Raw genomic sequence first — 18,561 nt, forward strand, 5'->3', positions numbered from 1 at the left:
TTTACTCGTCTCTCTCCCGAATTGACATCAGGCTTATTCTAAGAGATTTACGGAGAACACTGTTTTGATGCAACGCTATATCCAAATAATCATAAATTTCTTTAGCTTTGTAGAAATTTTCTTCATCAATTAAATGTTCGAAATTATCAAGCAGTTCTTGTAATTTTCTACTGAGAGTGCTTTCCATTCCCATTACATCCAACAAAACTTCTTCGACTGTCCAAGCCGAATAGCCCAAGCCATTTTCTGGAAGTTCTTTTACTTTTACTGTGCCATTACTATCTGGTACTAACGCAATGATCTGGTATGGTTTTGCATTCTGTACTACATGTGGGCTGTGAGTTGTGACAATAAATTGTGCTGCTGGAAATGTTGTCGTTAGGGCTTCAGTGATTCTTGCCTGCCACTCAGGATGCAAATGGATCTCAATTTCATCGATAAGAATCACACCATCAAATTCTTGTGCATAAATGTCTTGTTCCGGATAACGCAATTCGATCTCTTTGATAATGCCAAGAAGGAGGCTCATACATGATTTAAATCCCGAGGAAAGATATTCATACCAAATTACCCCGGTTGGTGTATTCACAAAAATATCGTAAGTTTTAGGATCAACTCGGTTGAAGGAAAATTGAGGATTCAATATCGATATACATTCTCTTGCAAGGTGTATGTTTTTTATTGTATTAGGACCATAACCATTTTTTACATTTTCAAACAAATCACGCTTAGCAAACCAATCTTTGATATCATTTAAATTGACACCTGAATTAAGTTGTTGCGATATAGCTTCATCGGATAGGGATTTATCTGCATTCAATGCATCAAGATGCTTATAATCGAAGTTACGCATGGTTTCGAATTTAATGAGTTTTCTTTTATCGAAACCATTATTATTAAAATTGTGGGTTGATTCTGTAGGTAAATGAACTTTAATATCTTGCTACTGGGTTGAAACTAGTGGAGTCATCTTGGATTTTTAAACTAACACTTCCTGTTTCAGAAGTGATGTTACGTTTTATTTTTTGAGTGTATCCATGAAAAAAAGGAAATGAGGCAGCAAGCAGGATAGTGGATTTCCCAATTCCGTTAGGTCCGCATATTATATTCATATCAGGCCTGAACTTTACGTGTAGGGACTTTATACCCCCGATACCGTTGATAGTTAATTCAGTCAGTTTCATATATTTCCTTTTATTTTCAAATAACCTGCACCAGGATTTTTCCGATATTAATTAACAAGTCAATCGTTGTAAACAAAAAACTTAATTTATACTCGATTAAACAAAGTGGGTTAAGCAATGTCAGCTCCTGGCACACAGCAGACAAGTACCTGCCGATAAAGGTCTGCTGAGAGCGAAGAGCTGTCGTTATGATCAAGTATCATGTCCGCATAACACATGGTTCATCATTTTCCTGATGCTAGACCATAGCATCACCAGAACTGCTATTAAAATCTGTAGCAAATCTACTGGCATAATCTTTCGCTAACCCTTCTTCCGATACGATCATACTTGATATGCGTCATAGATCAGATAATAAACTATGGTGATGTTACCTTTCTTGGTGCAGGATTAACTTATTGTTATGAGGTAATTAAAAGGTGTAAATTATGGAAAGCCAGAAAAAATTAAACACAATACTTCCTTCTGAATCAATAACCAAAAAATTCACTAATCCAGTAAAATTCATAGAGTATGGAATTGATCGACTAGAATACCTTGCGAGAAATAAGCCAAATGATCTTTTTCAGATAGGTATTGCAGCGTGGGACCGTTTCTGCAATGCAAATCCTAACCAAGATAAGTTTATATTTGGAAAGGAATGTCAAACTAGTAACCCGTTATTGTATAAAAAAGTATCAAGGCATATAAAAGAAAATGTTATTAAAGACATTTTATACATGCATGGAGAAGTTCAGGATCCAGAACTGGATGATAAAGAGACGGTAGAGCTCATATTAGCACACACCTACCCTAATATTTTAATGATCGTCGATGTAATGCTTGTCAATCCATATGAACCTGTAACCCCTCAAAAATATGACTTCCAGGAGTATCATGGCCTCGGGCTTTTCGCCGAGCTTCTGGAGAATGCCATACAGTATTGTAAGCAAGAAGGTATTCAGGAAATATATCTTACCGCTGCTGACATACCACTCAAAAAGCATTTTGAAAAATATGGATTTGTTGTTCATGATACATGGATGGGTAAAGCAGCTCTTGAGGTAGGACAAGGCATCCCGATGAGCATGTACCTCTAATGTTAAGGAGCCACAGGTTAATTCAATATATCGTTGCCTGCGGCTCATTTTTTAGCTAATATCTTTCTCGGTAAAATAATGGTCCATTAATTTTTGATGAGAAATTTTCCTTATCTGGTACACAGTAGTCGGTAGGAAATCATCAGGTCTGCTATGAGCGCGGAGTGGACTGAAGCCTAACCACAACGATATTATTCTGCATTGAATTTCAAATGATACCAATTAAACTGAGCTTCTTGTTATTTTCGTCAAGATCAGAAAGATAGTATTTAACAACCATTTACTCCTAACTCAATCAGCCTCAAAAAAATTACGATCAATTGCCCCTTCCTTATGTTTGATTTGGATAAATATTGTTGAAATAATGGGGCCAGAGTAGTCCCCAATTAAGTTTAATGTACGTTGATATAAAAACCTGCCCTTACCTTTAGGTAATTCATTAAAAGCATAGTTGTTTATGAAATCACAGTGATTATTATCCATCAAAGCTAATGTAGCAGAAATATTATCGTCAAATAAACTTGACTTGAATACTCTTCGTTGGGAGTCATAGCCCTTCATGGTTATCGGTAGGTAGCTATTTAATAAATCATAAATCATTTTTGACCACTCACATTGCTTGTCTATATGGTTTTTCGCCGTTAAAATTATTTTTTTCCCCATAGTCTTTGTTAAAATCATTTTTTCAAGGATTGTATCTAGGTAATTTACAGTATTGCTTAAATAATTGGATGATGTTTTGTTTGGCCAGCCAATTACGTATGGGGTTATGTAATTAGGAGTATTGTATGTCCACCTTTCATATTTAGGCATAATTAAATATTTCGCACAGTCCGCTAACCCGATGACCTCACCGCCTAATTTATATTTTCCTATTTTTTCTCCGTATGCCCTCGTGCCTGGGTATAAGTACAAATACTCATTGCGATCGAGAGATTCGAGCAGTTTTCTTTCTTTATTTGTCGAAGGTCCAGTTGGGAGTAAATTATGTTTTTCTGAACATTTCCCTTGTAATAAGATAGCTCTAAAATTTATTGTTGTATTTTTATTATCCATTTCGTGAATAATAAATAGAAGATCCGCTAACTCACAGTTCAAGGCAGAGCCATCAATACTCTTGAATTTAACCTGAGGAGTTCCATCTACCCAAACAGATTCAGCATTAACAGCAACTTCTTGCTGGTTTTTTAAATATAGCTCATGCACTTTTGATATGATAAAGTCCAAGCTGGCGACGGAGTGAAGATTTCTCAATCCATATCGTTCAAGGGAAGCTCGCTTCTTGTTTTTCTTATGTAAGTATACTTGGTTCCAGTTTTCCCAACTAAACGGTTCAATCATTATTTTCATCCCTACAAGGTATTTAATTTTATATTTTATTCTGTTGAGCCATTCAAAGCTAGGCATTTGGGTCTGCTTCTGGCACACAGCAGTAATTACTCTCATCCTTGCTGATCTTCTTAAGCTGCCCCGTCAGACCAGCTCTTTTGACTTAATGCACTACCTATTGTGTTACGCCATACACTAAGAGCATAGATTTCTGGCTTAGCGGCTGTAAGATCGAAAATCAGGCTATTTTAATACATAAACTGTTACCAAACATATTGAAAACCCTGCTGAGGCAGCAAAGCTACAGCACCAGCAGGCCATTAAAACGGTGTTATAACAGGTAGCTGCATTTGAGATGAAAGAGACTCATGAAATGCAGGCAGGCCTACACGCGGCTAGAATGTGTGTGATTTCTTACAATGAGTTTCCCATTCCTTGACGGCGAATGTATCCATCATGCCTGAAATGTAATCAACCACAGCCCGAGCTTTTTTATTTTCGAACTGAGACGGATCTGTGCCAGATAATGAAGACTTAAGCTCAGGTGACAGAAACTTATAGTTATCATCGGCATTATAAAACTCATATAAATCACTGATGATCTTATTTCCTTTAAACTCGTAATTCAGTATGTTCCTTTTACGCATAATGACATTGAATAGCAGTTTTTTGAGGCCTTCAGCAAGTTCCTGTAACGTATTGTATCCAAGCTCTTCATAACCACTGTCACTTTCAACAACTCCAATATCCATGACCAGACGGTTAACAATATTGGACGTCAGCTCTTTACGAAAAATTATGGCAAATTCTTCTGATGACTTCAGTAGTTTTGCCTCAGATGCAGTTTTCTTAGACGTATTGACAATTTCATTGAAGTACTCAAGAGCAACGTTGTAGTCTGGTGATTTGAGGAATTCATACTCAATATCTTCGATAGTCACCATATTCCTGCTCAATGCATCTTCCAAGTCATGCGCTGCATATGCAATTTCATCGGCGAGATCCATAATCTGTGCATCAATAGTTTTTTCACCTGCCTTCATGTGTAGTTGCTTATCTTCTAGCAACTTCTGATAGAACGCAAAGTCATCATCATAAATGAATTTATTTGAAATGGATTTAGTATTTGGATACTTAATGACAGACAGTAAACTGCGGTAAGTGAGATCTAAACCTGCACAGCGGGCATATTTTTTCTCGAGTTTTCTCAAGATACGAAGCGCTTGAGCGTTTCCTTCATATCCGCCAATTTTAGCGGATAAACTGTTAAGCATTTTTTCACCTGAGTGCCCGAATGGAGGGTTCCCTATGTCATGGGCTAGGGCTGCCAGTTCAACAACCACTGGATATTGCAGTTCAAGATCTGATGCAATACTACGTGCTATCTGGGCAACCTCAAGGCTGTGGGTTAAGCGGTTTCGGTTAAATTTTTCAGGATCAACTTCAAAAAGCTGCATTTTCCCCTGAAGCCGTCGAAATGAGGATGAGTAAAGAATTCGTGCATAGTCTCTCTGGTAATCATCTCTCATTCGGACTTCAGTGCTGACACTAGTATGCTCACGGCTATGTCCCAGCGCGTCAATCAGCTTTTGCTCTTGCTTCTTCGCAAAAGCTTTTGTTTGATCATTGTACATATGACATCCTTGCTGTATTTGTAAATCTCATCAGAGAATTTCCCCTCTCTATTTGAAAAGGGGGGTCGGGTGAAGTTGAAATGCATAATTAATGTTTTACATAATTCTTCATGCTTTTTTCAACTACGCTTTTTGTTGGACTGGACTGCCCCCCCCGGTAGACGATCCTGCCCTATAGTTTGAGCATAGCAACTGTCTTTCGAGCGCGGCTACGAAGCATGCTGGTGATACATCGGATCCCATGCTTCATTCTTTTTCAGCATTGCGTTCAGGATGGTCAGCAATTTTCTGATGCAGGCCGTCAGTGCAACTTTTTTAGGTTTTCCTGCGGCAACCAGGCGTGTATAGAACTCTTTAATTACAGGGTTGTGCCTCGTCCCAACCAGGGCTGACATATAGAGAGCTGTACGGACTGAAGCTCGCCCTCCGAATACAGTTCGGCGACCGCGCATCGTACCGGAATCCCTGTTTACTGGAGCAACCCCAATAAGGGCACTAATTTCTCGTCGTGACAGTGAGCCAAGTTCTGGGACTTCTGCCAGTAGTACAGCGACTGTCGCAGAGCCAACTCCTTTAACTGCGTTCAGAAGCTCGGATAATTCACTGAAATGCTCCTTGATGTGAATCGCCATTTCACCTTCAATACGCGCCAACTCGCCCTTCAGGGCCGAAATAATTGATCTGATGCTTGCATGGCTCAGAGGATGCGAGGGATGTAATCGGTTTCGTTCGGCTGTAAGCATGATCGTGAGCTGTCTGCGTCTGACCACCATCGCAGCCAGAATCTGCCTGTGGGCATCAGGTAAGGGACGAATGTATCTTTCCCGTTCTGGGTGCTGGTTAATAACTTCTGACATCTGAAGCAATACTCTGGCATCTATACGATCAGTCTTCGCCAGATAGCCCATTGCACGAGCAAAATCTCGAGCCTGGCGGGGATTAATGACGACAACGTCAAACCCTTCTGATTGAAGATAACAAGCCACACATGACTCCAGACCCCCTGTCGCCTCCATGAGGATCAACCTTGTTTCATTTCGCTTTAACTCTCTGAGAACTTGAGTAAAACCGTCAGTTCCATTTGGTACAGTGAACTGGCTGGCAATATTGCTGATTGCAATATCCAGAGTACCTTTTGAAACATCTATGCCTGCACAACGTTGATTTGACACGCTCATCTATACCCCTCCTTGCAAATACGATTTGAAGTTCGGACAACTGTTCGGGCTTCAGATGAACGGCTCAGCCTGTGCGTCAATCGCTATGCTGCGGGCTTTAATAACCCCGGGAGGAATCGGACTACACAGGCCTTGCCAAATCTAAGCCAGATCATAGTAATCCACTTTTGAGATACAAGGAGGAGCGTATGGGCACACCACGATTTACACCTGAATTTAAGGAAGAAGCCGTCCGTCAGATAACGGAACGCGGTTATTCCGTTGCCGAAGTATCTGACCGTCTGGGTATTTCTGCACACAGCCTCTACAAGTGGCTACGGGCTATCAAACCTGATAACAGCGAACAGCATGCCCGGGATTTACTGGAAGCCAAAAGCGAGATCCTGAAACTTCGGGCGCAGCTAAAACGTACCGAAGAAGAACGGGATATCCTGAAAAAGGCCGCGCGGTACTTTGCAAGGGAGCCCGACTGAAGTACCGCTTTATCAATGAGCACCGCACTGTATGGGGTGTGATGACGATGTGTCGGGTACTGCATGTCGCCCGGGCCGGGTTCTACGCGTGGCTGCACAACCCGGTCCCGGCGCGTGATAAAGATAACCAGCGTCTGCTGACGCTTATCCGTGATTCATATTCACTGAGCGGAGGCATATACGGTTACCGGCGGGTTCATGGCGATCTGAACGAAATCGGGGAAACCTGCGGCAAAAACCGGGTGGGCCGTATTATGCAACTGAACCGGATTAAAGCCGTGCGTGGCTATAAAGCACCACGGCGTATCGCCGGCCGACCTTCAGTGGTTGCCCCTAATCGCGTACAGCGGCAGTTTACCGTTGTCCGGGCCAATCAGGTCTGGGTCACCGACATCACTTATATCCGGACCTGGCAGGGATGGTTGTATCTGGCGGTGGTTATCGACCTCTTTGCCCGTAACGTGGTGGGTTGGTCGATGAAGCCGACCCTCTCACGCGAACTGGCACTGGATGCGCTGATGATGGCGGTCTGGCGACGTAAACCGGACAGCGAGGTCATCGTGCACTCAGACCAGGGCAGCCAGTACGGCAGCGACGACTGGCAACGGTTCTGTCGGGCCAATAACCTGGCACCCAGTATGAGCCGGCGTGGCAACTGCTGGGATAATGCGGTGGCCGAATCGTTCTTCAGTTCACTGAAAAAAGAACGGATCAGAAAACGCATCTATAAAACCCGGGATCTGGCCCGGGCCGATATCTTCGATTACATTGAAGTGTTCTACAACCGGGCCCGGCGTCACAGTCACCTTGGCGGCGTCAGTCCGGAGGCCTTTGAACAGGCCTCGTCGTGAGGACAGAATTTGTCTACGGTCGTGGGGTCAGTCCAAGCGCTGAACGCGGATTGTCTCTAATCCCGGTGGCATTTCTCTTCGTAGATTACGCGCGACCTCACACCTTTTCGTTTTCGCCTGCCGCTCCAGACAGGCTTGAGGATAAATGCTGATGTTGATGCCCGTCTCTCGGCATACTGCCTGGCAATACGCCCTCTTCCCTAAGCCGTCATTTTATGACCCACCCAGTTGTTTCATCAGGGTCAGGTTATCTTCAAGATGCCAGTTCGCGATGATTTTATTATTCCTGACCTGATAGATATCCGTCGCGATAAAATCAACCTGCTGGCCCTTACCTTTCAGTTTGCCGAAGGTTCCGGTGAAATGTCCGCGGAAATGAAGGTGCGATACGACTCGATCGCCTGCAACGATCATCTGCTCAATCTCGCAACTCAGATCCGGGACGGCGGTACGGAAGGCACGGGAGGCCAGAAGTGCGCCTTCCGGTCCCTGTTTGCGGCCCTCAGGCGGCGTCTTATCGACAAAATTATCGGCCAGCGCCTCACGGGCCAGGGCTTCATCACCTGTATTCCAGAATGTTGCGTAACGTCTCGCGACGGTTTCAAGCGCGGCATCGCGGGCGGATAACCGGCTATTTTCCGCAATCAATTGATGGGGTTTCACCAGCGCAGGCGGTGCAGAAAAGGCAGCGCTGGCCACGGGTAGCAGCATAAGCGCCGCCAGCCGGGTAGGATAAATCGTCAACTTTTGCATAAAAGGTCCTTTGTGTTGCCTCAAAGAAACAGGTAACCCGGGCGTATTTCAGCCGCTTGCGGGTAAAATGTGAGGATTAGTTAATCAGCGCGCCGCCTTCGATATCCAGCAGGGATCCGGTGACAAAGGGATTGTCCATCACGAACAGATAGCCTTTTGCGATATCCTCTGCCCGCCCGAAAGCTTTTGCCGGTAGAGTTTCAGCGGCAGACGCAAACCATTTTTCGCGGGCAGCAGGATCCATACCGGCGTAAGCCTCGGTATCTGTCAGCCCCGGGCTCACCGCGTTTACCCGCAGCGGAGAAAGCTCCTTCGCCAGAACCTTAACGGCGGACTCCAGGGCCGCGTTCATGGTGGTTTTGACGATAGCGCCCGCGACAGTGCGGCGGGAAACAAAGCCGCTGGTCAGCGTCAGAGTGCCGCGGGCACTAATATTTTTACTCAGATGCCTGGCGACATGGATACTGCCCCAGAATTTGCTGTCGAAAGCCAGCCGGGCCTCGTTCAGATCCAGTGAAGTGAGCGCCCCGCCGGGCGCATGCGATCCCGCCGTCACAATAATGTTATCGACCTCTCCGAGCGTCTGGCTAAGCTGGATCACCTCCGCCTCTTTGCTGATATCAAGGACGACAGTATCCACAGATGCACTTTCCTGACTCAGTAACTGTCTGGCCCGCGCCAGCTTTTCTCCGTCCCGTCCGGCAAGGATCAGGCTTTTTCCCTGTTCAGCCAGAGCGCCAGCCACGGCAAAGCCAATGCCGGAACTCCCGCCGATGATTAATGTTTTTTTCGCCATCACTTTACGCCTCGTCGATTTTGTAGAACGGATAATCGGTATAGCCTGCGCTGCTGCCGCCAAAAAGCGTGGCGGGATTGCTTACCGTCGCTAATGGAAGGCTATTCCTGAGCCGGTACGGCAGGTCAGGGTTGGCAATGAACGGGCGGCCAAAGGCAAACAGGTCGGCCAGCCCCGCCTTAAGGAGCTTGTCCACTTTGTCCTGGGTATAATTGCCGGCGACAATAAGCGTGCCGCTGAAGGTGGCGCGTAATCGTTGACGAAATTCAGCAGGTACCTGCGGGGCATCGTCCCAGTCAGCCTCTGCCAGATGGATATAAGCGATACCTTTCTTTTCACACCATGCAGCCAGCGCGAGGATCGCTTCAATCACCTGCGGGTCGTTCATTCCGCGCTGGGTGATGAATGGGGAAAGGCGTATGCCCGTGCGCGTAGTGCCGATGGCGTCGCTGATAGCCTCCAGCACCTCCTGCGCAAAACGGATCCGGTTAGCCAGGCTACCGCCATACTCATCGGTACGTTTGTTCGATGTCCGGCGAAGAAACTGATCGATCAGATAACCATTACCACCGTGCACCTCAATACCATCAAAACCGGCGTTAATCGCATTTAGTGCGGCCTGCCGGTAATCAGCAATAATCTGCTGAATATCGGCAGGCTCAAGTGCCCGCGGCTCCGGACAATCGACCATATGCCCTTCCCCCTGCTCATCAACAACCCAGACCTGGGCATCGGGCGCGAGCGCAGACGGCGCGACAGGTTTGCCATCTTCCTGGAAACCCGCATATGACATGCGCCCCACATGCCAGAGCTGGGAAAAGATAATTCCCCCCGCACGGTGAACGGCTTCTGTGCTCAGCCGCCATCCTTCAACCTGTTCTGCGGAGTGCAGACCTGGTGTCCAGGAGTATCCCTGCCCCTGAGGTGAAATCTGCGTGGCTTCTGTAATGATCAACCCCGCGCTGGCGCGCTGCTGGTAGTACGCCGCCATAAGTGCTGAGGGCACGTTTCCCGGCTGTAACGCCCGTGCCCGGGTCATTGGCGCCATCACAATCCGGTTTTTCAGGCTGAGCGCCTTCAGGTAGTAGCTATCAAAAAGCGTACGATTTTCCATTTTCTGTCCCCGTAATGAATTGTTGAAAATACTTTACGGGGTGAGCGATATTTTGATAATGGCATTAAAATATGATTGTCTTTTCAGGATTACTGAATAATGGGAAAGCTTGAAGATATGGCACTGCTGGTTGCCGTGGTGGAGGCCGGCGGGCTTTCAGCCGCCGGTCGCCATATGGGACTCTCGCCGGCCACCATGACCGCCAGGCTGAAGGCGATTGAAGAGCGTTATCAGACCCGTCTGTTCCACCGCTCCACTCGCGCCATTACCATGACGCGTGCCGGTGAGGAGTTCTACCACGCTGCGCTGCGCGTACTGGATGAAATGAACCATGCTGAGTCGCTACTTACGCAAAAAGAAGGGGTGCTCAGCGGTAATATCCGTATTTCGGCCCCCTCCGATTTTGGCCGACAGTATCTCAGCCCGGCGCTGCTCGATTTTTCCCGGCTGCATCCGGCAGTGAAAACCTCGGTATACCTGGGCGAAAGTGTCAAAGATCTGGTCGCCAATCGTCTGGACATGAGCATTCGTTTCGGAAACCTGCCAGACAGCAGCCTGGTCGTCAGAAATATCCGCCCGAATCATCGGGTTCTGGTCGCCTCGGCTAACTATCTTCGGGCGGCAGGCACTCCGGGCGCCATTGAGGATTTACACCACCACCGATGCCTGGCGCTGGAGCTGCGCGGAATGGTCATGAACGAATGGCGTTTTGAGCACGACGGTCAACAGAGCACATTACGCTTTACCCCAGCCATGGTATGCGACGATGGCGCGTTACTCCGCCAGTGGGTGCTGGCTGATGCGGGTATCGCCAGCAAATCATGGTGGGATGTCAAGCGAGATGTGGAACAAGGCAGGCTACAACTGCTGTTTGCTGAAAGTTTTATTGGGTTTAGCCGCTTTGATAAAAAAAATGTCGGGCTGCAATTTGTCTATCCGCAGCGACGGCTGCAGCCGCTACCGGTTACCGCTTTCACCCGGTTCTTCATTGACTGGCTGGAAAATGAATAGAAATCGATGACCTGTTCCCCGTTTTTTCACTCACCGTTACGTGACCTGGCTCGACGCGCAGAGGAAACCAGGCCATAAAATTCACGGTGAGCGAAAAAACAGACGCTCTGGGTTAAGTAGAGATTCATTATCCCACCGGGACTCTCTGTCGCGATTCCATACCGCCTTACGTTGCTAAAGATGTATTGCTCAACTTCTGATGCATAAAATCAATGAGCGCTCTTGTTTTAGCCGGCAAGTAACGCCGATCGGAATAAAGTGCGAACAACTGCAATGGGGCTGGCGATTGTTCAAACTCAATCTCGATTAACCGTCCATCGCTAATATAGGGTTGGCAGGCTTGTTTCGACAGGATGGCAAAACCAACGCCGGCTACCGCAGCGCGCCCTGCCATCTCTCCGCTGTTTACCCGATAATGCCCATTCACCTTAATTGTCTCAAATCCCCCCTTCATAGTGACAAACTGCCAGGGGGCACCTTTCAGGGCGCTTACCGTTGTAATGCAGGGTAATTCTTCAAACTGCCGGATATGAGAAGGGGTGCCGTAGCGCTGAATGACGGAGGGCGCGGCAACAATGGTGCAAGGAATAGTCACCAGATGCCGGGCTATATAGTCACTGTCATCCATCTGACCACGGGTAATAATGATAGCTAAATCCAGATCATCTCTCAGGGATTCGAGACCTGACAAATTAGTCACACAGCTGATCTCCAGATCCGGATACTGACAGGCGAAATCGGCAATAACAGAACCCAGCAATGCAGGACCGATCTCATTGGGAATACAGATGCGTAATGGCCCCTTGAGCTGCATTTGCCGCAACGTTAATTCTGTCTCAGTTTGCTCAAGCGCCTCCAGTAATGGCTTCGCTCGGGTATAGAGTAGGTGCCCCGCCTGGGTGAGTTTCATATGTCGGGTGCTGCGCTCAATGAGCTGAAGATTCAGTTTTTCTTCTAACTGAGAAATGCAACGACTCACGTTTGATGTCGGCATTGCAAGAACTTTCGCTGCCCCCACGAAACTTTCTCTTTCAACTACCGCGATGAATACTTTCAGGGCATTAAAATCAAGAGCTGAACGCATCAACTATCCCACATTTGATAATAATAAGTGCCATTTTTACCATCTAATGAACATCATTGATAGTGGTTAAACTCGGATATCTTTCATCCATAGGTTGCTTATTATGCCACTGGTCACACAGACGTTTAATCATAAAACCCTCATGCGGATAGCCATTGTTATGGCTTTTGTCCAGTTCACTAATGCGTTGGAATATATGGCGTTAACGCCTGTTTTTGCTTTTATGGCCGACGGATTTTCGGTTCCTGTATCATTTTCTGGCTATGTCTCCGGTATGTATACGCTGGGTGCGGTACTTTCTGGAATCATGGCCTTTTATTGGATTGACCTGTTTAATAAAAAACAGTTCTTGTTCAAGAATATGGTGCTGCTGGGAGCGCTAACATTTTTGTCCACACTCACGACTCATTTTGGCACTCTTCTGGCACTACGATTTTGCGCAGGATTGGTGGGGGGGACGACAATGGGCGTGGGTATGAGTATTTTGATAAATTATGCCCCGGCAAACTTACGTGGAAAAATGCTGGCAACGGTCATTGCATCATTTTCGCTGGTCAGTATCGTCGGCATGCCAGCTATATTATTTTTGTGCACGCACTATGGTTGGCATACTGCGCTATGGTTAATCAGTTCACTTTGTCTGTTATCTTTACCGTTGATAGTATTTATTATCCCCAAGGATACGCTCTCGCCGGGCGTGCAGAGGAAGCTATCTATTGATTCTCCAACCTTACTTTTCGCCTCTTGTACTGCTCTGGTACAATTTAGTCCAATGCTGATCATTCCCATTCTGACCCCATTAATGACGCAGTATATGGGCGCCCAACAAAACCTATTACCTTTATTATTTTTAAGCGGCGGGATAGCTGGTTATCTGACGACAAAAATAACAGGCATGCTGACATCGCGTTTATCTGCTCTGCTGTTGGCGATAATTTCAACGCTACTCTTTGTAGCAAGCTTGCTGATTCCCTCGATGGGTTATCATAATGTATTTCTATTTATAACCTTATTTCTTGGGGCTTCATACAGCCGGCTGGTTTGCGCTTCATCGGTTGTAGTCCCGTTTCCGGAGGATAAACAACGAGCCAGTTTTACTTCCCTACAGACAGCCATGATGTACCTGATAACAACTCTCGCGTTCTTTCTGTCTTCCTTATTACTCCCTGACCAGGAAATAACCACGCAAAATCTAAACACGCTGTTGGTTGTTAGTGCATTAGCCGCATCTGTATTTCCCGTCCTGGTCATAATACTTCAAAAGAAACTGGCTACACGTACTATCCCGTCTGACCCCCTCATCATTGATTAGCATAACGTCCGCTCCTGCCGCGGAGCGGACCGTCAGATTCTGCTCCGTCACTCCCTTACCCATTCCGGCCCGCTGCACCACCGCTTTGCGCTAAGCCGTGTCACCCCGTAGTGGTATCGCGCGCGTCAACCTTAACGCCGGCGCCATGAATCTGCTGAGAGAGAGATCGTTTTTTAAGTAACTTGCATTTTGATAGTTACTATGTCAATTTGCTCCCGAAAGCCACCTCTCTATCCAGGTCAGCCCATGAAAAATGAACCGCTTTGCCACGCTCCCTGCCCCATCGCCCGTAGCCTTGGTCGCATCGGTGACAGCTGGAGCATAATGATCCTGCGCGACGCCTTCACGGGCTTTACCCGCTTTGACGAGTTTCAGAAAAGCAGCAACGTCGCGCCCAATATTCTTTCACGCCGCCTGAAGGCGCTGGTAGACGACGGCCTGCTGGAGAAGGTTTGCTACAGCAGCACACCGCCGCGCTACGAATACCACCTCACGCAAAGCGGCCGCGATTTTCGCATGGTACTGCTGGCGCTGGCGGAATGGGGTAACCGCCACTTCTCACCCGAAGGCCGTCAGATGCAATTGGTGGAAAGTGAAACCCAGCGACCGGTGGAGCCGATGCTGGTCGATAAAGCGACCGGCGAAGAGATTATTCCGGGTAAATACACCATGGTGCCGGGACCCGCAGCCTCGCCGATGATGAAATATCGTCACCAATATCTGCTGCGCAAACGCGAGGGCGATAGCGGCCAAAAGTTTCAACCCGAACCCTACAGAGATGCCAGCCATGAATCCGGCCAGTAAGAGAAGAGCCCTCGTCCTGGCGACACTCGCCGTCGCCGCGCTGGCGGCAGCGAGCTACGGCGCTTACTGGTGGCATAGCGGGCGCTTTATGCAGACAACCGATGATGCCTATGTTGGCGGCGACATTAGCGCCATCTCCAGCAAAATCTCCGGTTATATCCAGCAGCTGGCGGTGCAGGACAATATGGCGGTGAAAAAAGGCGATCTGCTGATTCGCATTGACGACCGCGATTACCGCGCCGCCCTGGCAAAAGCCGTCGGAGAAGTGGCGGCGCAACAGGCCGCGCTGGCCGATGTCATTGCCACCCGGCAGCTACAGCAGGCGACCATTGCCGGCTCTGCGGCCTCGTTACAGGCCGCCACGGCGGCGGCCGAAAAATTGGCTAACGACAACCGGCGCTATCACGCCCTGGCCGCGTCGAGCGCGATTTCCGCACAAATTCGCGATAACGCCTCCGCCGATTACCGCCGGGCGCACGCCGAGCAGGATAAAGCACAAGCGGATAAAACCGCGGCCGAACGCCAGCTGGCGGTGCTGGATGCCCGCCAGCAACAAACGCTGGCCGCCCTGGCACAGGCCCAGGCTAACCTCGAGATAGCCACGCTGAACCTCAGCTATACCGAAATTCGCGCACCGTTCGATGGGGTAATTGGCAACCGCCGCGCGTGGTCCGGTTCATTTGTCAGCAGCGGCACGCAGCTGCTGTCCCTGGTTCCCGCGCACGGCCTGTGGATTGACGCCAACTTCAAAGAAAACCAGTTGGCGCATATGCGGGCCGGCCAGCCGGTGACCATCGTGGCCGATGTGCTGCCGGCCCATACCTTTAAGGGCCATGTTGCCAGTCTGGCGCCGGCGACCGGCTCACGCTTCAGCATTCTTCCTGCGGAGAACGCGACGGGGAATTTCACTAAAATCGTTCAGCGCGTGCCGGTCCGCATTGCGCTGGAAGGAGAAGGAGCAAAACTTGACGTCCTGCGCCCAGGGCTATCGGTGATCGTCACCGTGAACGAAAAGAGCCGCCGATGAGCACCGCTCAGGCGCTGCCCGCTCCGCAGAGTCTGTCGATGCCGATGACGAAGAAGATCTTCGCTTTCGCCAGCATGTGCGTGGGGATGTTTATCGCGCTCATCGATATCCAGATCGTGTCCGCCTCGCTGCGGGATATCGGCGGTGGCCTCTCGGCGGGCGACGATGAAACCGTGTGGGTACAAACCAGCTACCTGATTGCCGAGATCATTATTATCCCGCTTTCCGGCTGGCTGGCACGGGTCATGTCAACGCGCTGGCTGTTTGCCGCTTCCGCGGCGGGCTTCACGCTGATGAGTCTGCTGTGCGGCTGGGCGTGGAACATCCAGAGCATGATCGCCTTTCGCGCCCTGCAGGGACTGGCCGGCGGGTCGATGATCCCGCTGGTTTTCACTACCGCCTTCGCCTTTTTCCAGGGCAAACAGCGGGTCATTGCCGCCGCGACGATCGGCGGCCTGGCCTCCCTGGCTCCCACGCTTGGCCCGACGGTGGGCGGCTGGATCACCGAAAACTTCAGCTGGCACTGGCTGTTTTTTATTAACGTGGTTCCGGGGATTTACATCGCGGTTGCCGTACCGCTGCTGGTGAAAGTGGATACCGCTGACCCCTCGCTGCTGCGCGGCGCGGACTACTTCAGTATTCTGCTGCTGGCGTTGTCTCTCGGTTGCCTGGAATATACCCTGGAAGAAGGCCCGCGCTGGGGCTGGTTTGACGACGCCACCCTGACGACGACCGCCTGGATCGCCCTGCTGTGCGGCGTGGCGTTTATTATCCGCACCCTGCGCCATCCGCAGCCGGTCATGGATCTCCGGGCCCTGCAGGACCGAACCTTTAGCCTCGGCTGCTATTTCTCGTTTATGGCCGGCGTCGGCATCTTCGCCACCATCTATTTAACCCCGCTGTACCTCGGTAGCGTGCGCGGTTTCAGCGCCCTGGAGATTGGCCTGGCGGTATTTTCCACCGGCCTGTTCCAGGTGATGTCGATCCCGTTTTATTCGTGGCTCGCCAACCGCGTCGACCTGCGCTGGCTGCTGATGGCCGGGCTGGTCGGCTTTGCGGTCTCGATGTACAGCTTTGTGCCGATAACCCACGACTGGGGCGCCGACCAGCTGCTGCTACCGCAGGCTTTTCGCGGGCTGGCGCAGCAGTTTGCCGTCGCGCCTACCGTGACCCTGACGCTGGGCAGCCTGCCTCCCGCACGCCTTAAGCTGGCCTCCGGGCTGTTTAATTTAATGCGCAACCTCGGCGGCGCCATCGGCATCGCCCTGTGCGGTACGGTGCTTAACGACAGGACCAATTTGCATTACAGCCGCCTGGCGGATCATCTGAATAACGCCAACCTGGCAATGAGCGATTTTGTTCAACGCAGCGCGGCAAACTTTGTCGCTCAGGGGATCTCGCCGGATGCCGCTCATACGGCTGCGCTAAAGAATCTTTCCGCTCTGACGCTGCGGGAGGCGCGAACACAGGCATTTTCCGATGCTTTTTACCTCATCATGATCGGTTTTTTGATTGCTGCGCTGCTGGTTCCATTGATGAACAAGCCGCCGGCACACTGATATTACAGGAGAGTTGATTATGAGCGTTTCAGCTAAACGCATTGTCGTGACCGGGATGGGGATTGTCAGCCCTCTGGGCTGCGGCGTACAGCACGTCTGGCAGTCGCTGCTGGCAGGCAGGTCAGGTATTACAAAGCTTAGCGAGCAGCTGGTCGAAGACATTCCCTGCAAAGTGGCCGGGCAGGTTCCGTCCATCGAACGCGATCCGCTGCACGGCTTCGATCCGCTGGCAACCATCCCGGCCAGGGAACGTAAAAAGATGGATCGCTTTATCGAGTTTGCGCTGGTCGCCGCACGTGAGGCGCTGACGCAGGCCGGGTGGTCGCCGGCATCACCGGCAGAACAAGATCGTACCGCAACGGTCATTGCCACCGGGATCGGCGGCTTTGGCGAGATCGCCAATGCGGTACATACAACGGATGATCGCGGGCCGCGTCGCCTGTCTCCGTTCACCATCCCCTCTTTTCTTGCCAACCTGGCCGCCGGGCATGTGTCTATCGCCCACGGTTTCCGTGGCCCCATCGGCGCGCCGGTCACCGCCTGCGCGGCAGGCGCGCAGGCCATTGGCGATGCTGCACGGATGATCCGCAGCGGCGAGGCGGATATCGCCCTTTGCGGCGGCGCAGAAGCGGCAATTCATCGCGTCAGCCTTGCCGGATTTGCCGCAGCCAGGGCGCTCTCCAGCGCGTCCAATGAGCAGCCGGAAGCGGCCTCCCGCCCTTTCGACCGCGACCGCGATGGTTTTGTGATGGGAGAAGGCGCCGGGCTTATCGTGATTGAGTCGCTGGAACACGCCCTGGCGCGCGGCGCCACCCCGCTGGCGGAGCTGGTGGGCTATGGCACCAGCGCAGATGCTTATCACCTGACCGCAGGTCCGGAAGACGGGAACGGCGCGCGCCGGGCCATGGAAATGGCCATTCGTCAGGCGGGGGTGACAGCAGAAGAGATTGACCATATCAACGCCCACGCCACCTCGACTCAGGTAGGAGACAAAGGCGAACTGGCGGCGATTAAAAGCCTGTTTGCTACCCATCCCGTCGCCATTACGTCGACGAAATCAGCAACCGGCCATCTGTTAGGCGCAGCCGGCGGGATTGAGGCCATCTTCACCATTCAGGCGCTGCGTGACCAGATAGTGCCGCCGACGCTGAACCTGCATCACCCCGATGAAGACGCGGAAGGCCTGAACCTGGTGGCGCTGGTGGCCCGCCCGCAGAAAATGCGGTATGCGCTGTCGAACGGGTTTGGCTTTGGCGGCGTCAACGCCAGCCTGCTGCTGAAACGCTGGGAATAATTGTTCAGCTCCCCCTCTGGCAAAGGCCGGAGGGGAGTTTCAGCGCCTGGATACTCTCGGTTTATTTCCGCTGGTTGAT

General features: G+C 50.1%; 17 protein-coding genes and 1 pseudogene. 9 read left to right on the plus strand and 9 right to left on the minus strand.

Annotated features, from left to right (window positions below; translation table 11 throughout):
• Position 1: 1 nt before the first annotated feature.
• Positions 2 to 853 (minus strand): AAA family ATPase, encoded by an 852-nt coding sequence (locus tag OQV00_RS14395; protein ID WP_266278799.1) that lies wholly within the window; start codon positions 851 to 853, stop codon positions 2 to 4.
• A gap of 79 nt (positions 854 to 932) precedes the next feature.
• On the minus strand, positions 933 to 1,184 hold the full coding sequence (locus OQV00_RS14400; RefSeq protein WP_266278801.1) for an AAA family ATPase: 252 nt from the start codon (positions 1,182 to 1,184) through the stop codon (positions 933 to 935).
• A gap of 428 nt (positions 1,185 to 1,612) precedes the next feature.
• Here OQV00_RS14400 and OQV00_RS14405 point away from each other — a divergent pair, with 428 nt between their 5' ends.
• On the plus strand, positions 1,613 to 2,263 hold the full coding sequence (locus OQV00_RS14405; RefSeq protein ID WP_065906421.1) for a GNAT family protein: 651 nt from the start codon (positions 1,613 to 1,615) through the stop codon (positions 2,261 to 2,263).
• A 291-nt stretch (positions 2,264 to 2,554) separates the two neighbouring features.
• Here the strand turns inward: OQV00_RS14405 and OQV00_RS14410 are convergent, their stop codons facing one another.
• The 3 genes from OQV00_RS14410 to OQV00_RS14420 form a co-directional block, all read right to left on the minus strand.
• Entirely contained in the window at positions 2,555 to 3,670 is a 1,116-nt protein-coding gene (locus tag OQV00_RS14410) for a lysogenic conversion protein (protein ID WP_227514714.1), read from the minus strand.
• Between the two features lie 317 nt (positions 3,671 to 3,987).
• Entirely contained in the window at positions 3,988 to 5,226 is a 1,239-nt protein-coding gene (locus OQV00_RS14415) for a deoxyguanosinetriphosphate triphosphohydrolase family protein (protein ID WP_266278807.1), read from the minus strand.
• Between the two features lie 209 nt (positions 5,227 to 5,435).
• The gene (locus OQV00_RS14420; RefSeq protein WP_065906418.1) at positions 5,436 to 6,404 is read right to left on the minus strand and encodes an IS110 family RNA-guided transposase; all 969 of its coding nucleotides are present in this window, start codon (positions 6,402 to 6,404) and stop codon (positions 5,436 to 5,438) included.
• 188 nt (positions 6,405 to 6,592) lie between these two features.
• On the opposite strand from OQV00_RS14420, the gene OQV00_RS14425 reads away from it, so the two are divergent.
• Positions 6,593 to 7,728 (plus strand): IS3 family transposase gene (locus OQV00_RS14425; RefSeq protein ID WP_266278809.1). Its coding sequence is split into 2 segments (ribosomal slippage): positions 6,593 to 6,839 and positions 6,839 to 7,728, totalling 1,137 coding nucleotides; the frame shifts between segments, so codons are not numbered across the junction.
• A 213-nt stretch (positions 7,729 to 7,941) separates the two neighbouring features.
• Here OQV00_RS14425 and OQV00_RS14430 read toward each other — a convergent pair.
• The 3 genes from OQV00_RS14430 to OQV00_RS14440 form a co-directional block, all read right to left on the minus strand.
• On the minus strand, positions 7,942 to 8,481 hold the full coding sequence (locus tag OQV00_RS14430) for an ester cyclase (protein ID WP_266278811.1): 540 nt from the start codon (positions 8,479 to 8,481) through the stop codon (positions 7,942 to 7,944).
• Positions 8,482 to 8,557: 76 nt separating this feature from the next.
• Positions 8,558 to 9,277, minus strand: a complete 720-nt coding sequence (locus OQV00_RS14435; RefSeq protein WP_266278813.1) for an SDR family oxidoreductase — start codon at positions 9,275 to 9,277, stop codon at positions 8,558 to 8,560.
• A gap of 4 nt (positions 9,278 to 9,281) precedes the next feature.
• Positions 9,282 to 10,391 carry an alkene reductase gene (locus OQV00_RS14440; RefSeq protein WP_065906408.1) on the minus strand — a complete coding sequence of 370 codons (1,110 nt, stop codon included), beginning with the start codon at positions 10,389 to 10,391 and terminating at the stop codon, positions 9,282 to 9,284.
• A 99-nt stretch (positions 10,392 to 10,490) separates the two neighbouring features.
• Here OQV00_RS14440 and OQV00_RS14445 point away from each other — a divergent pair, with 99 nt between their 5' ends.
• Positions 10,491 to 11,402, plus strand: a complete 912-nt coding sequence (locus OQV00_RS14445; protein WP_015584488.1) for a LysR family transcriptional regulator — start codon at positions 10,491 to 10,493, stop codon at positions 11,400 to 11,402.
• A gap of 166 nt (positions 11,403 to 11,568) precedes the next feature.
• Here OQV00_RS14445 and OQV00_RS14450 read toward each other — a convergent pair whose 3' ends face one another.
• Positions 11,569 to 12,486 (minus strand): LysR family transcriptional regulator, encoded by a 918-nt coding sequence (locus OQV00_RS14450; RefSeq protein WP_032717337.1) that lies wholly within the window; start codon positions 12,484 to 12,486, stop codon positions 11,569 to 11,571.
• Between the two features lie 103 nt (positions 12,487 to 12,589).
• Between OQV00_RS14450 and OQV00_RS14455 the strand changes: the two genes are divergently transcribed.
• The 6 genes and pseudogenes from OQV00_RS14455 (at position 12,590) to fabF (ending at position 18,482) form a co-directional block, all read left to right on the plus strand.
• Positions 12,590 to 13,798, plus strand: coding sequence for an MFS transporter (locus tag OQV00_RS14455; RefSeq protein WP_104895348.1), 1,209 nt, complete (start codon positions 12,590 to 12,592; stop codon positions 13,796 to 13,798).
• Between the two features lie 176 nt (positions 13,799 to 13,974).
• A pseudogene (locus OQV00_RS27160) lies at positions 13,975 to 14,055 on the plus strand (hypothetical protein); the annotation flags it as partial.
• Entirely contained in the window at positions 14,045 to 14,602 is a 558-nt protein-coding gene (locus OQV00_RS14460; protein ID WP_266278816.1) for a winged helix-turn-helix transcriptional regulator, read from the plus strand. The pseudogene OQV00_RS27160 and the gene OQV00_RS14460, both read left to right, overlap by 11 nt.
• Complete coding sequence (locus tag OQV00_RS14465; protein WP_104895347.1) at positions 14,586 to 15,629, plus strand: HlyD family secretion protein; 1,044 nt, start codon at positions 14,586 to 14,588, stop codon at positions 15,627 to 15,629. The genes OQV00_RS14460 and OQV00_RS14465 overlap by 17 nt, the downstream gene beginning before the upstream one ends.
• The gene (locus OQV00_RS14470; RefSeq protein ID WP_088884013.1) at positions 15,626 to 17,188 is read left to right on the plus strand and encodes a DHA2 family efflux MFS transporter permease subunit; all 1,563 of its coding nucleotides are present in this window, start codon (positions 15,626 to 15,628) and stop codon (positions 17,186 to 17,188) included. The genes OQV00_RS14465 and OQV00_RS14470 overlap by 4 nt, the downstream gene beginning before the upstream one ends.
• Positions 17,189 to 17,207: 19 nt before the next feature.
• Positions 17,208 to 18,482: a beta-ketoacyl-ACP synthase II gene (gene fabF / locus OQV00_RS14475; RefSeq protein WP_032717332.1), complete on the plus strand. Its 1,275-nt coding sequence runs from the start codon at positions 17,208 to 17,210 to the stop codon at positions 18,480 to 18,482.
• Positions 18,483 to 18,561 lie beyond the last annotated feature (79 nt).

This window comes from Klebsiella sp. DY2415, from assembly GCF_026314315.1.
GTDB lineage: Bacteria > Pseudomonadota > Gammaproteobacteria > Enterobacterales > Enterobacteriaceae > Klebsiella > Klebsiella ornithinolytica.

What these genes read in the sequence shown, in the direction of transcription:
- OQV00_RS14400 (WP_266278801.1), bottom strand. Translation starts at nt 1,184, where the DNA reads ATGAAACTGACTGAATTAACTATCAACGGTATCGGGGGTATAAAGTCC.
- OQV00_RS14395 (WP_266278799.1), bottom strand. Translation starts at nt 853, where the DNA reads ATGCGTAACTTCGATTATAAGCATCTTGATGCATTGAATGCAGATAAA.
- OQV00_RS14435 (WP_266278813.1), bottom strand. Translation starts at nt 9,277, where the DNA reads ATGGCGAAAAAAACATTAATCATCGGCGGGAGTTCCGGCATTGGCTTT.
- OQV00_RS14460 (WP_266278816.1), top strand. Translation starts at nt 14,045, where the DNA reads ATGAAAAATGAACCGCTTTGCCACGCTCCCTGCCCCATCGCCCGTAGC.
- OQV00_RS14465 (WP_104895347.1), top strand. Translation starts at nt 14,586, where the DNA reads ATGAATCCGGCCAGTAAGAGAAGAGCCCTCGTCCTGGCGACACTCGCC.
- OQV00_RS14440 (WP_065906408.1), bottom strand. Translation starts at nt 10,391, where the DNA reads ATGGAAAATCGTACGCTTTTTGATAGCTACTACCTGAAGGCGCTCAGC.
- OQV00_RS14445 (WP_015584488.1), top strand. Translation starts at nt 10,491, where the DNA reads ATGGGAAAGCTTGAAGATATGGCACTGCTGGTTGCCGTGGTGGAGGCC.
- OQV00_RS14415 (WP_266278807.1), bottom strand. Translation starts at nt 5,226, where the DNA reads ATGTACAATGATCAAACAAAAGCTTTTGCGAAGAAGCAAGAGCAAAAG.
- OQV00_RS14430 (WP_266278811.1), bottom strand. Translation starts at nt 8,481, where the DNA reads ATGCAAAAGTTGACGATTTATCCTACCCGGCTGGCGGCGCTTATGCTG.
- OQV00_RS14420 (WP_065906418.1), bottom strand. Translation starts at nt 6,404, where the DNA reads ATGAGCGTGTCAAATCAACGTTGTGCAGGCATAGATGTTTCAAAAGGT.
- OQV00_RS14410 (WP_227514714.1), bottom strand. Translation starts at nt 3,670, where the DNA reads ATGCCTAGCTTTGAATGGCTCAACAGAATAAAATATAAAATTAAATAC.
- OQV00_RS14455 (WP_104895348.1), top strand. Translation starts at nt 12,590, where the DNA reads ATGCCACTGGTCACACAGACGTTTAATCATAAAACCCTCATGCGGATA.
- OQV00_RS14405 (WP_065906421.1), top strand. Translation starts at nt 1,613, where the DNA reads ATGGAAAGCCAGAAAAAATTAAACACAATACTTCCTTCTGAATCAATA.
- OQV00_RS14450 (WP_032717337.1), bottom strand. Translation starts at nt 12,486, where the DNA reads ATGCGTTCAGCTCTTGATTTTAATGCCCTGAAAGTATTCATCGCGGTA.
- fabF (WP_032717332.1), top strand. Translation starts at nt 17,208, where the DNA reads ATGAGCGTTTCAGCTAAACGCATTGTCGTGACCGGGATGGGGATTGTC.
- OQV00_RS14470 (WP_088884013.1), top strand. Translation starts at nt 15,626, where the DNA reads ATGAGCACCGCTCAGGCGCTGCCCGCTCCGCAGAGTCTGTCGATGCCG.